The sequence below is a fragment of the Ruminiclostridium josui JCM 17888 genome (assembly GCF_000526495.1).
Classification (GTDB): domain Bacteria; phylum Bacillota; class Clostridia; order Acetivibrionales; family DSM-1351; genus Ruminiclostridium; species Ruminiclostridium josui.
The window spans coordinates 325348-340213 of the sequence record NZ_JAGE01000002.1 but is presented as its reverse complement, the minus strand read 5'-3'; the positions used below and the strand labels follow the sequence as shown (position 1 = coordinate 340213).

General features: G+C 39.3%; 4 protein-coding genes. All 4 read right to left on the bottom strand.

Going from position 1 to position 14866, the window contains the following annotated elements; translation table 11 throughout:
* Position 1 precedes the first annotated feature (1 nt).
* Genes K412_RS21515 through fabD form a run of 4 tightly spaced genes read right to left on the bottom strand, consistent with a single transcriptional unit; the run spans position 2 to position 14553 of the window.
* A complete protein-coding gene (locus K412_RS21515; protein ID WP_024834391.1) occupies positions 2-10549 on the bottom strand; it encodes an SDR family NAD(P)-dependent oxidoreductase in 10548 nt (3515 codons plus the stop codon).
* 15 nt (positions 10550-10564) lie between these two features.
* On the bottom strand, positions 10565-11386 hold the full coding sequence (locus K412_RS0118090; protein ID WP_024834390.1) for a class I SAM-dependent methyltransferase: 822 nt from the start codon (positions 11384-11386) through the stop codon (positions 10565-10567).
* 2 nt (positions 11387-11388) lie between these two features.
* Positions 11389-12198 carry an alpha/beta hydrolase gene (locus tag K412_RS0118085; RefSeq protein WP_024834389.1) on the bottom strand — a complete coding sequence of 270 codons (810 nt, stop codon included), beginning with the start codon at positions 12196-12198 and terminating at the stop codon, positions 11389-11391.
* Between the two features lie 36 nt (positions 12199-12234).
* The gene (gene fabD, locus K412_RS0118080; protein ID WP_024834388.1) at positions 12235-14553 is read right to left on the bottom strand and encodes an ACP S-malonyltransferase; all 2319 of its coding nucleotides are present in this window, start codon (positions 14551-14553) and stop codon (positions 12235-12237) included.
* Between the last annotated feature and the right edge of the window lie 313 nt (positions 14554-14866).

Sequence of the window (14866 nt, the reverse complement as noted above, 5' to 3'; positions counted from 1 at the left end):
TTCACATCACCCTTCCTATAGCTTGTCCGGAATGTCCGTATTTCTCCGGCTGTGGCCTAATCAAACTGTTGAAATCCATAACGTCCCAGTTTTCAGGCTTTTCTGCCAGGCTCTTCAGCAATCTCTCATACCCGGCAAACAATTCTTCTATCATACCTTCCGGATATATACCCTTTGCCACATTCCAGAAGAAATGAAGCTGTTCTCCACGTACCTCGCTTATTGTATCAATGTAAACTTGAGGTGTTTTGGTAATTGGCTCAAGTTTTTTAAAACCGCTGCCACCCTGGTATGTTTCTTCCGTCAAACTGCTGAAAACTACAGGGAATGCAAGTCCACCACCATTTGCCTTTTTTATGGCAGCTTTCCTTATAGCTTTCAAACCGCTTACAGCCTTGTGGGACAGATCCTCTTTTATAATCCGGTCATTCAATTTCACTTTTTCACTGAATGTTCTCTTCTTTCCATCATTGGCAACCCAACTCATAGCAGTAAAATCACCAACCAGCTGGTATATATCCTCATGAAGTTCAAGACGTTCCCAACACGGAACCGCAATAGAAAATGGTTTTGACTTAAGCCATGCTGAAAAAACCTCAGAGTAAGCTGTAAGTAAAATAGAGCTCGGAGAAACAGACAGTTTATTTGCTATCTCTTTGAAAACTCCCCACTTTTCCAGGACTCCTGCATACTGCTCATGCCCACTAGAAACCAAATGTTCGCTTCCATCAATTACGGGAAGCTGAGGCCCTGACGGCATTTTTGAGAATTTGTCCTCCCAGTATTGTTTGCTTAATTGATATCCTTCTGTACTCCTGTATTCTCTAAGGGATATAATATAATCTCGATATGAGAACACAGGTTTTTTAAGCTGCTCATCTGGATGCTCGTACAAATAAAAGAGCTGCTTCATTAAAAGCTGAATGCTGTTTCCATCAGCAATTAGCATATCAATGGCAAAATGAATTCTTGATTCTATATTATCTACAATGGATACACACAGGTCAAAATAGGGCCACCGTTCAAGTTCAAACACATTCTCAAGCATACGGCGTTTTATCATTTCCAGCTCACGCTTTGCTTTCACAGTGTTTCTTCCCCTTAAGTCAGTGACACTGATTTTATAATTCGGAACTTCTTCCAGAATTTTTTGTGCACCTTCGGGCTTTAATACGGCAGTTAACATTTCATGGGTTTTTATTAATTTATTAAATGCATTTTCCAAGCGTTGAATATCTAGATTTTCTGCCGATATCTCTTGATAGTACTGGCAATTACCGCCGTTCCCGGACATCAGCTTGCTTCTGCTGAAAATATATGCCTGCTGTAGGTCTGTTAAGGGAAACGGGTTATACTTGTCTTCTGCCGAAATTTTTAGCTTGGGGCCCTCCGGTAAATAATTTTCCTTATTTCCTTGAAGAGCTTTTAAGAGCGGCTTTTGCTCAGGTGAGCTACTAGTAATCCCTTTGGCTATAGCAGCTATATCCCATTGTTCTGTCTTAGTCGAAACTAAATCTAAGAACTGGCAGTATGCAGAGAACATCTCCCTCAATTTTTCTTTTCCTATAATACCTTCAGCCGCATCCCAACTAAACTTCAACATACCATCCTGCTCCAGCACCTGATGGTCTAAATAAACTTGCGGGGTCTGAGTCACCATATACGATATTTGTTTAAAAAAATCTTCTCTGCCTTGGTCAGTATTGTTATTAAAGCTGTTTACCAATGATGTGAATACTACAGGCAGTATTGTGTCCTTCGAAGTTTTACCCTTTGATTTTAGTTCTCTTAAAACGCTGATTCCACTGACACTGCTGTGATCCAGGTCATTCCACAAAAGCTCCTGATTATATGAAATGATTTCTTCAAAGCTTCGTTCCCCTCTTTTTTCAACAGTAAAAATGTTTGTTGAAATAAATGGGCCAATAATCTGGTCTATTTGCGGGTGCAGCGGGAGTCGGTTAAATAAAGTCAAAACAAGTGAAAATTCTTCCTGTCCGCTCCAAATCCGTATGAACTCAGAAAATATACTCAGGAGCACAGCAGTAGGAGATACCTTCAACTCCTCTGCTCTCATTTTAAGATGACTCCATCGTTCTTTCTCCAAGATTCCATTGAGCCTTATACGATAATAATCGTTATTACTGAATTCTCTGTCCTTATTAGGGCCTGTGATGAACTTTGGTCCGTCAGGTATGTTTTCCAGCCTTTTCATCCAGTACTCCAGGTCTCTGCTATAACGCTCTGATTTTTCAAACTTCCTGGTTGCAATTATGTAATCTCTAAAAGATATTTCAAGAGATGGTAATTCAAGGCTAGGATTCTCATAAAGCATTTGCCATTCCTTAAGAAGAAGGTATATTCCACTAGCGTCTATGATTAACTCATCAATGCTAAAATGTATAATATACTTATTTTCAGGGCATAGACTAATCCTAATTTCATAAAGAGGCCATTTGTCACTCTCATATACCTTATGAGACATTTTTTCTCTTACTTTTTGGATATATTCCTTAATTTCAATTTGGTTTTTCCATCTCAAGTCAGCAGTTTTAAACCTGTAGACAGGCGTTTTCTCCAAGACTTTTTGATTTCCATTAGGTAAAATAACAGCACGCAGCATATCATGACGCTCCATAAGTCGTTCCCATGCTTTGTTCAAACGGTAAATGTCCAGGTTATCCCTTTCTATTTCAAAGTAGATATGACATCCTGTCCAGTCGCCTCCAAAACGTAGTTTGCGTCCTGTAAGGAAGGATTCCTGAATATCGTTGATGGGAAAGACTTCATATCGCCCTGCCGTATCAGGGAGTATTTTTGTAAGGGTATTTCCAGAATTTAAGTCATCCTTACTTGTATTGTTTGTGCGAGCATCAAAAGCAGTATTGTCTACTAATTCTGCAAGGCTTTTTTCCATTTGCTCAATGGTGTTCTGTTCACTTAAAGTAGAAATAGGAATCTCTGTACCAAAATCCTGTTCTAGTAAAAACTTCAGTGTTACTGACTGCATTGAACTAAAGCCAAGGCTGTTGAGAGGCTTTTTAGCAGGCAAGTCTTCAGGTGGTATGCCTATAAGACCGCCTATTCTATCCCTGATTTGGCTGCTTAAGCTACCAGAATATTTTTCTTTTGCTCCATAGCTTCCAGCAGGCAATTCTTCATTAATTGATACTTGTTGCTGCTTGGCAGAATGAATCCAGTAACTCTGCTTTTCAAAAGGATAAGTTGGCAGAGAAATTCTTTGGGGTTCATATCCTTTATGGAGAGATTTCCATGGAATATTCCCTCCTTTAACCCAATAAAGAGCCAGTTTCTCCAAATTACTTTCACCTAGTAACACGTCAAGTAAGACCTCTTCAAGTTTTCCTGACAAAAGACTTCTGATTTCCGATTGATCTTCATTCAAGTTTCCTGTATAAATAGTTACCTGAGCCTCAATATCCCGGTTTTCTTCTACAGCCTTCAAATATTCCCTCATACCGTGAATAAATTCTTCCCGGTTGTTTACTATCATTGCAACTCTTGAATCCATTACCTCACGGCCTACCTGAAGGGTATATGCAATATCCTCAAGCCGGAGTTCCTCTCTATGTTGCACATACTCTAGCATTTGATTTATAACTTCCCTTACTCTTTCCTGGTTCTTTGCAGAAAAGACTATTATCTGTGGGCCAACCTCTAAAGCTCTATGAGCACTTTCTATAGAAGGTGAGATATATTCTTCCACAACTATATGGGCATTCACTCCTCCAAACCCATAACTGCTGATACTTGCACGTCGTGGCATAATTCTACCGCTTTCGTCCTTTAATGCTTCCCATTTCCTGTTTTCTTTCAGTATTTGATATGGGCTTCCTTTCAATATTATATTCTCATGAGGTTTTGTAAAATTGGGTATACCCGGCATCATCTTATGACGTATTGCAAAGATAACTTTCATTAAAGCAGCCATCCCAGAAACCACTTCTCCATGGCCGATAGATGGATTTATATTACCTATGTAGCATACCGGCTCATCTTGTTTACTTTTTTGATACTGGGTGGAAAGTTCCTGATACCCTGATTTCAAAGCATTAATCTCAATACCGTCTCCCAGAGGTGAACCAATTCCGTGTGCTTCTATGTAAGATACTGTCCGTGGGTCAATATTCGATGCTCTGTAAGCTTGCAGCATTGCAGCCTTTATACCTGCAGCACTGGGAGCAGTCATAGACATTCCCTTTCCACCGTGGGCCACTCCTGTGCCTTTAATTACTGCATATATGTGATCCTTATCTTCCACAGCATCTTTCAAAGGCCTAAGAACCAGTACCCCTACTCCTTCGCTTCTTACATAACCATTGGCATTTGCCTGGAAAGGTCTTGTCTGTCCATCATGGCTAAGAAAACCCATTGCTTCAAACGCGGCAAATCCCAACGGGGAAAGAAGTAAATTGACTGAACCAACTATGGCATATTTACATTCTCCATGATGCAGGGACTGAACTGCACGGTGCAGCGATACAAATACCGAGGAACATGCCGTTTCGAAATATTCGCTAGGACCACTGAGATTAAGTGTATATGAAATACGGTTTGGAACCATTGACGGAACTATGGATGTCATAGTCATAGGATTATCTTTGGGTAAAGTCTGAATATCTAAATATTCATTCAGCCCTACAGCACTGACAAAAACTCCTGTCGGCTGCTCTGCCAGTTTACTGTGAGCAATACCCGCATCTTCAATTGCTTTCCAGACATGTGTTAGCAAAAGTCGCTGCTGAGGGTCCATTAGTTCTGCTTCTCTTGGTGAAATCTCAAAAAACAGTGGATCAAACTGATCTACTCCTTCAATAAATCCGCCCCATTTGATTTTTGTTTTATTATGTTGGTTCATGGGGTCTCCATAATACTCTCTCCAATTCCAGCGGCTATCAGGAATCTCTGTAATACAATTCCTTCCCTCAATAATGTTTTGCCATAATTGATTGGCATCTTCCGACTGTGGAAACGCCCCGCTTATGCCTACAATTGCTATGGGTTCATATGTGCTTTCTTCTGTAGACTTTCTCATGGGTGCAAAAAATCGTGTAAACCGTGGTATTTTCCTTTGAACCGGTGAAAATTCTTCTCCAACAGTTTCATTGGTATTAACAACAGCCTTTTCCTTTGGCTGCACATCAAATCGTGCTGCCATCTGGCTTTTATATTCATCAATCAAATGTTTAGCGACTTTTTTTATGGTTGTATGTTCAAAAAATATCGTTGGTGCCAGTGTAATTTTAAACTCTTCATTTAGTTGGTTGGCCAGTTCTAACAGGGTAATAGAATCAAATCCGTATCTGCTTAATTCAGAATTACTGTCAATATTTTCCAATTTTATTTTAAGCTTTCTTGACACATTTAGCTTTAATGCAGCCTCTACTTTCTCCTGTAAGCTACCCAAATCCACATCTATCACATGATAAGCTTCCTCATGGACTTTCTCAATTTTTTCTGCTGAAACATCAGAGGAAGTGTCGATTAATTTTTCCCTAATCTCGTTAATATTGCCTTCTACAGCCATCAAATTGTGGCTAGTATACGACAAAATTCGATAAAAGCTTCTGAGACCTGCCGATGTCTCCATAGGCACCATACCCATTCTGTTTCTCAGAATACTTTCACTCTCTTTATCAACATGCATTCCCCCGTCCTTCCACAGAGGCCAATTTACGGACAGTGTCTTGCCACTCCTCTGTCCGGAAGCTGTGAGAGAACTTCGGTACTCTGCAAACGCATCCATAAAAGAATTTGCAGCAGAATAGTCAGCCTGTCCCAAATTTCCCAAGGCACCTGCAACAGAAGAAAAGAGTATCATGAAATCAAGCTCCAGCTCCTTGCTTGCCAAATCAGTATTAACCAGTCCTAAAACCTTTGGAGCCAGTACATCCTGATACTCCCTGACAGTTTTATTATGAATGAGACTGTCTTTAATAAATCCGGCACCATGGATGATTCCATTCAATCTACCAAACTCCTCCTTGATGCCCTTTATTAAATCAAAGACCTCCCTCTTGTCGGTCATATCAACTCTCTTATACTTTATCCGAGCTCCCAGTGCTTTTATTTCTTCAATCTTTTCCTGTTTGTCTTCATTAAGGCTTGAACGTCCTGTGAGTATCAAAGTAACACCGTCGGCTTTCTCAGCAATTTCCTTTGCAAATATAAGCCCCAGTTTACCTGCTCCACCAGTAATCAAATAAACACCATCGCTTTTCCAAGCAATCGACTCCACTTCTTCAAGTCTGTCAACTTCTCTCCAGCCTGCAGACAGCATTTTACCCTTTAAGTACTTTAGATGTATATCCTGAGGACAAAAACTGCAGCTCTTAAGTATTTCAATAACCTTCGCCGGTTCGTTCCAGGATTCTATTTCAATCAGCTGACCAACTATTTTTGAGCTCTCTATTCGTGCAGTTTTCAAAAGTCCCGAAAGCCCGCTGTAAACGCGTCCATCTCCTTCACCCAAATGCACAACTTGTATTAATATCTTGCCCTCCGGCTTTTCTATAATAGTATTCCTGATTTCTTCAAAAATCTGTGTCGCATATGTTTTAAAGCGTTCTCCGATATCCTCTTGGGTGGATTTCAGAACTATACAGTGCCCTTCACCAATTCCATCCCTGATACTCATTACCGAATTTTCATCCGGTTCCAGCAACATGACAATATTTCGCATATACTGAATAGAGGTGTTCTGTCCAACAGAAGACAACTCTTTCCAGTATGGCTCCATTATTACTGTCCCGTGTTTATCAGGTTCTTCAACCATATCCCCATCAATGTCTAATACTCTGGTGGAAAAACCTTTAAGTCGTACACAAATTTTCCCTGTATCATCTATTAAATCAACATCCAGTTTCTCAACCTTGTCTCCTGCTTTACTGCCTTCGCTGTAACTGATAAGGGCCCACATGTCAGGAGCACATTTGTCTGTGATTTCAATCTCCTGTAGTGCAAAAGGCAACGCCAGTTTTGGAAGCTTGTCCATATCCTTCATTCTTAGGCCTAATGACGCCTGCAGAGCTGAATCTATTATGCTGGGATGCAGGACAAACTGCCCATGTGTGTTGGAAACTGAATCTGGCAGCGAAAGTCTTGCCAGTACTTTATCTTCTCCTAATCGTATTTCTTCTACGCCCTTGTGGCCAGGTCCGTAATCTATACCCATAATACTATAAGCTTTATAACATTGCTCTCGGGTTAAAGTACCCCTGCTGAAACCGCTTTTTAGTACCTCCAAGTCAACAGACGGTACTTCGTCATCTATGCCAAATACAACACTTCCCTGTCCGTATATTACATCATCCTTATTCTCTTCTTCATGTTCACTGAAAATTACATAAGAAATCTCCTCACCCTCCTCAGGGTAAAGCCTTATGTTTACCTGTACAGGCTTATCCGCAACAGTAATAGGACGAGCCCAAACAATGTTTTTTAATCTGACATGATTTATATTTATTGGGGATGCAGCCATTTGAGCCGCAGCCCTAGCCATTTCAAGACAAGCCACTCCTGGCATAATCTTTCGGCCTCTTACCACATGATCCTCAAGAAAAAACTCTTTTCCAGTAAAAGTTGAAGTAAACCTCTGCTCCAGTAAATTTGAGGTATTAACCTGAAGCAGCGGGTGTAAGTATTCAGGAGAGGTAGTATATTCGTAACAGTCATGCTTCCAAGCACCCGGAACCCAATAGTTCTCTCCCATAAATGGATATGTAGGTAAAGGAACCCTGTGGTATTTGCCTTTCTCGAACATAACCTCCCAGTCCAGGTCATATCCATTTATATAAATCTTCGCCAAACTCTCAAGCTTTTCCTTAAAAACATCCCGACTTATAGTTCCAGTCTCTGATATATCTTCAAGAAGCCTTATGCCATACTCCTCCTGAGAATCCTTTTTAGCATGGAGTTTTTCATCTTCACTTGTGAAATAACCATCTGCCAATCCTTTTTCTTTTACTTCTTGAATTTTTTGTTTTAGTTGAGATAGGTCTTTTGCAATAAATATACATCTTTGTGAAAAATGACTTCTTCCCTTAAACAAGGTATAAGAAATATCCTGAATCGGAAAGTTTTCTCCCTCACGCTCAATCCATAGAGCCATATCTTCTAGTTTCTGGTCCAGTGCTTCCTTTGTCATTGCAGATAGCGGAAATAGGTAAAATGGTTTAGCTGGCTCAGTTTCCGTATTCTTCTGAAGCGGAGGCTCTTCTATAATTACATGACAATTGGTACCGCTAAATCCAAAAGAACTTACCCCTGCTCTTCTAGGTATACCGTCTTTGCGCTTCCATTCCATTAGTTCGGTATTAATAAAAAATGGACTTCTTTCAAAATCAATATGCCTGTTTACTTCCTTAACATTAATGGTAGGAGGAATTTGACCATATTTCATAGCCATGAGAATCTTAAAGACCCCACCAATTCCTGCCGACATTATGGAATGTCCGAAGTTAGGCTTGTGAGAGCCAATTGCACAAAACCGTTTCTTATCTGTAAACATACTGAAGGCCTCAGTTAAAGCTTTAACCTCTATGGGATCACCAAGTTTTGTTCCTGTACCATGAGCTTCAATGTAACCTATAGTCTCAGGATTAATCGAAGCTTTTTCATATGCTTCATGCAATAAAGCTTTCTGTGACAACATACTCGGCGCAGTAATTCCTTTTGTCTTCCCATCCTGGTTAATGGCGGAACCTTTTATTACTCCGTAGATATGATCTCCGTCTTCAATGGCCGCATCAAGACGTTTTAATAAAACAGCCCCAACTCCTTCACCCAAGACAATTCCGTTTGCATCATTGTCAAAAGTTTTGCATTTTCCGTCAGGTGAAAGCATTGCGGTTTTTGATGTCATTACATAAAATTCTGGAGAGCTAAGAACAAAAACCCCTCCTGCTAAAGCAATGTCAGATTCACCTCTTCTTATGCTCTCGCTTGCCAAATGAATTGCCACAAGAGAAGATGAACATGCAGTATCCACAGAAAGACTGGGGCCTTTTAAATTTAGAAAATATGATATTCTTGCCGAAAGTATTGCCATGTCACTGCCCAAAAATGTCTGGGTGCTTATTTCTTCTTCCATCAGTGTCTTATCTCTGTAATCTGAAGCCCTGCCTCCTACAAAAACTCCTACTTTCTTCCCTGACAATTCTTTTGGTGAGTACCCTCCGTCTTCAAAGGCCTTATAGGCTTCTTCCAAAAAAAGACGCTGCTGTGGATCCATTCTTTCAGCTTCAAGGGGAGATATATTAAAGAATAATGGCTCAAATCTCTCTATATTCCTAAGTAATCCACCCCATTTACTTATAGATTTATTCTTTTTGGTGGAATCAGGGTCATAAAACTCATTTTCTAGCCATCCACTCCGATTGATTTCTTTAATACAATCATCGCCAGCTTGCAGATGCTTCCAGAACTCTTCGATTGTTTCGGATTCTGCAAATTTGCCTGAGATGCCTATTATAGCAATTTCCACATTTCTTCCTTCCCAGCCAATGTCTCTAAAGAGACTATCAACCTGATCTGCTTCGCCAATCAAATTCTCATATTCAGCACTCTCATATTCATCTGAACTTCCTTCAGGCAAATCCATACTAAAACCATTCCCGTAATGTATGAAAATGAACTCTGCGAGTTCACTTGCTCCCTTGTAATCAAAAACTTTTTCAATCCCTAAATCAATTCCCAGCTTTTCATTGACTCCTTCAATCAGTTCAGAAGTCAATCCAAGTTCAACAAAACTCTTATCCAAATCAAGTAATTCCCCATCGTTTTTCAACAAGAGGGACATTACCTCTTTAATTTTCAACTCGATTTCCTCTTTGCTGAGGGCTGTTAAATCCACTTCATCACAGACACTTATTTCCTCAATGTTAATTGGAAGCTGTTCTAAGGTTTTTTTGGTAAAAAACTCTCCGCTAATGTATTTTGCTAATTCTTTAGCATCTCTGTAATCAAAAACAACCTCAATTCCCAAATCAATTCCAAGTTTCTCATTTAAAGCTTCCACAAGCTCTACCGCCAAAACTGAATTAATACCCAATTCCAAAAAACTTCTCTCCAGGTCATTGGAACTTACGGTATTCTCCAGAAGCTTTGACAGTACTTCCTTTACTTTTAATTCTAAATGCCTGAAATCATGAACAGAAGTATGTACGGAGCTTTTATCCAAGCTGCTTATTGGTTTACTTTTTGGTCTGTCGGACTTCTTATTACCTTTAACTTTTGTCTTCTGTTTGCTATCAGACTTTACTGGCGCTTTACCTTCAACCTGCTCTAAAATATGTTCAGCTAACTCATTTACATTACGGTAGTCAAAAACCACTTCAATACCTAAGTCAATTTTCAGCTTACTATTCAAAGTTTCAACTAATTCCACCGCCAGAACCGAGTTTATACCAAGTTCCAAAAAGCTGCCATCCAAGTCTTGAGAGCCCTTTTCATACCCCAAAAGTTCTTCAAGGATTTCTTTTATTTTTTTTACATAAGTATTCTTTTTTGTCTTTAGGCTGCCCTTCATACGCCTGTTACCTCCTTAAAGCACTTTCTCACCGATGCCCATATACAACTGCCTTACTATTGAGTGTTTTTCAGCCTTTAACATATTACGCCAGCTAATCGAAATTTTCCCAAGCATCTTACTTGATAAGAAGCCGTCCTGAACTAGTTTCGTTGGAATACCAATACCCTCGGACCTTGAAAATAATTCCTCACCGACAATATCACTGTGAGCACTAATAATTTCAAAATCCACCTTTGTAAATCCGCCATTTTTTAATATATTTGGTAGTTCACGTCCAATTTTGGGATTTCCACCCTCTTGGTACCTTGACTGACAGTAAGCATCATACAAATCTCTTAATTCAGGAATATGGGGATTGGTCATAATGTGCATTTCAAAGTCATTGTCCACAAAAATGGCTCTTCCCCCCGGTTTTAATATTCTGTAAACTTCACGTACCGCATTTACCGGGTCTGGCAGGTGTTCCAGCACCAATCTTGTAATTGCCAAATCATATTTGTTATCTTCAAGACCTGTGTCCATTATTGATCCTTCAATCACTTCACACTGCGTTATTCCTTTTAAAGACAGGTTTTTTCTGGCATATTCAACCAGCAGAGGCTCAATCTCTACGGCAGTTATTTTAGTGTTTGGAAATTTTTCAGCAATTTTTTCCGTAACAAATCCAGGACCTGCTCCCAGTTCAACAATAGATATTCCATCTCTTAACCCAAACTCGATGTAATGCTTTAGTTCTTTATCCCAAAACAATTCCACTTGTCCTTTTAGCCTGTCAATTTCCTTTTCCACATTACTAGCTATTGTTTTTATTTGGTAAGACCCCTGTTGACTCATTCTTATTCTCCTTTTACACTTGCCAAACTTTGTTTTTGAGTATTAGTAAAAAATTCTATCATCTTGTCAGCAACTTCCTTCCATCTGGGATCCAGCATCATGTCATGACTTATATCTGGAAAGATAACTGCTTCTGTACCATAGGCCTTAGCAATTTCTTTTACAGTTTTATTTGGAAAATACCAGTCCTTTTTTGATCCAATCACCAAAACCGGTACTTTTGTACTCACCGGCAAAGGGACAATAGGCTTGAACATATCATTACGTGCTCTATCAGATTCAGGTTGAAGAAGCTCAAGATATTTATTCCTTTCATCTGCATTAAGCTTTTTTGAAAAAAATACTTTTGGGGGAAAAATTACATCTTCACCTTTATTGAACTTGATCATCTGCAAAACAACTCTTAGGTTTGTAACAGCTACACGCAACATATCTTTAACCATTCCCTTGTGAGAAACAGATGCCATTAAGACCGCCATTTCAACCTTTTCGGGATGATAATAAAGGAGTTTTTGAACAATAGCTCCCCCCATTGAATGTCCCACCAGTATCAATTTACCCTCTATAGACGACATTACTTGAAGCACATCTTCAACATAATCATCTAGTGAAAAGGAATGCAGTTCTTCATATCCTTCGCTCTCCCCGTGCCCTCTAAGGCTTAAAGCTAACCCATAGAAACCCTTTGAGGAGAAATACGGAAGAAAATGCTCTTTCCAACACCAGGCTCCATGATGTGCTCCATGTATAAAAAGAATCGGGAGACCTTTTTGCTCTTTCTCCGGTACATATTTTAAGATTTCTAATTTCATTTCTAACCACCCCCCTAATTAATTCAACTGGAATAACTATATCGCTATAGCTTTTATCCGTTGAGATAGCAGCTTTGCAGTCTCTGCCATAATCATTTTTCCTATTTCATCCACATGGCGGTTTCTCCAGTTTTCTTTGTCACTTCCTTTGACCCACTGGTTAAATGCACCTAACGCAGGTCCGCAGTGAATCTGGTAGTCTACTCGTGATTCCTTACTGCCATTCAATGCAAGGTTAGTGCTGTAACCAAAATACCATCTGAATATTAAAGCCATTTTATGCTTAGGATTCTGTTCAGCCTTCTCAATTTCATTGGCAGAATAAAAAGATTTGCATTCCTCAAATACCTTTTCAAAGCTGCGTTTAAAATATTTTTCCTCTATTTGCTTCTTTGTTTTTTCGTCAATTTCATCAATGGAATTATACCTTCGGTATAATTCAAATAACTTATTTGCTCTGGCAGGAAAAAATAATCCCTTTTTCATTACCTGAACTTTCGCACCCAGTTCAAACATATCCCCAGCAGGCACATATTCGGTATCCTGAACATTTATCTGCTGAAGCAGATCTTTAACGGCTTCACTGGTTGCTGCTTCAACTGTACACTGGTTTATAGAACCAGTCAGTATAAAATCTGCCCCAAGTATAAAAGCTGCTGCTGCCGCCTCTGGCGTTCCTATTCCTCCTGCTGCCCCAAGCAATATCTTTTTTTGATACCGGTACTTTTCCATCATATCGTCCCTTAATTTAATCATGGCCGGTAATAATGCAAAAGCAACTCCACCGTCGGTATGGCCTCCGGAATCAGCCTCAACACAAATACCGTCTGCTACCGGTACCTCTTTTAGTAACATTGCTTCTTCAGAAGTAATGTTACCTTCAGCTAGTAACTTTGAAACGATTCTCTCAGGTGCGGGGCTTAAAAATGCTTCTGCAACCTCAGGCCGAGATACCTTTGCAATAATTCTATTTGAGATACTAACTGTTTTCTGCTGAGTATGTTTTAGACCTTTGGCCCGGTACCTGACCAGTGCCGGAGTAATAGTTAAGAAAGCTGCTGCTTCTATATTTCTTACTTTGTATTGTAAAAATAAATCAACTAATTTTTCTTCCCTTTCCGGGCTGTCGGGGCTGTGAAGAAAGTTAAAGCCATACGCTTGTCCTTCTGTAAGCTCCTTCTGTATACGGCGTATAGCTTCTTCTATTTTGGGAAAATCAACTCCTCCTGTACCGAAAAAGCCCATCATTCCCGCCTTACCCATTTTTATTACCATTTCCTCGGAAGCAATTCCTTTATACATACCACCTGTAACATATGCATACTTTAAGTTGTACTCTTTTTTAAACTCGAAACTTCCCAGTGAAAATTCTGTAATCTCAGGAAAAGCACACGCGGTTTCCTTAATGACTCTCTGCTTACCTAGATGCTCCTCATATTCATTCTCATTGCTTGCTTTAGTGGCAGTATCAATATCTTTCCTTATTCTTTCAATTTCTTCAGCGGAAGTCTCACTTTTTATTTTCTTAATCATACCGCTTAAAACAGCACCTGGGCCTACTTCCACAAACTCATTCACCCCAAGGGCCATTAAATATTTTATACTCTCATTCCACCTTACTGAATTGTCTATCTGCTGGGATAAAAGTCTTTTAATTTCACTTTGTTTGTATGGCCTTGCATAAGTATTTGAAATGACAGGTATGGTCATTTCTGAAAAAGTGAATTTTTCCAAATACTTTTCAAACTCTTTTCTTGCTTCAGACATATACCGTGAGTGAAAAGCACCGCTTACTTTAAGCTGTACATACATTCTTAGGCCTTCGGCATCCTCGAAAACTTGTTTTGCCTTTTCAATATCCTCTATTTTTCCGGCAATTACAATCTGTGTCTCAGAATTCAAATTAGCTATGTCTATACTCTCAAGACTATTATTTTGCAAAATCTCTTCAACCCTACTGCGGTTCAGTCCGACAACAGCCGCCATTCCACCTCCTGATGCCTGACTCATAAGCTCGCCTCTCTTTTTAACTAGTTTTAGCCCAGTCTCGAAGTCGAAGGCATCCGACGCAAAAAGAGCATTATACTCACCAAGACTGTGTCCCGCAACATAATCAGGTTTTATGCCTGTTTCCTGAATCTTTTTTAAATAGCTCAATGCACTGACTACATATATAGCAGGCTGAGTATATCTGGTATTTGCCAACTGCTGTCTTGGGTCATCGATACATAGCTCCTTTATGGAATACCCCAATATTTCGTCAGCCTTGTCAACCAATTCTTTAAATTCATCAAACAGATGACTTCCCATGCCTTTCTGCTGAGCTCCCTGTCCTGGAAATACAAATGTCAACATTTTCTGCTCCTTTAACTTTCTGATTGAATTTTATTTTTGAAATATTTGAAATACAAAAACACATATAATGTTTAAATGGATACATTTGTGATATAATATGATTGCAAAGCAAATAGCTTTGCGCTGCTGGACCTTAAATCATAGATTCCTCCAAAAGTTTATATATGCCAGCATCAAAACAATTAACTGAAGACTCCTTATATATTAAAACTTACTATTAGTCCATAATTTATTAAAATTAAACATTTTTTCCATATTTCCTATATGTTTACTTATATATCCAAAATTCTAGCATGTACTACGTTTAATGTCA

Bases quoted from the DNA above. Each gene is read 5' to 3' on its own strand.
- K412_RS21515 (WP_024834391.1), bottom strand. From the start codon at position 10,549: ATGAAGGGCAGCCTAAAGACAAAAAAGAATACTTATGTAAAAAAAATA.
- K412_RS0118090 (WP_024834390.1), bottom strand. From the start codon at position 11,386: ATGAGTCAACAGGGGTCTTACCAAATAAAAACAATAGCTAGTAATGTG.
- K412_RS0118085 (WP_024834389.1), bottom strand. From the start codon at position 12,198: ATGAAATTAGAAATCTTAAAATATGTACCGGAGAAAGAGCAAAAAGGT.
- fabD (WP_024834388.1), bottom strand. From the start codon at position 14,553: ATGTTGACATTTGTATTTCCAGGACAGGGAGCTCAGCAGAAAGGCATG.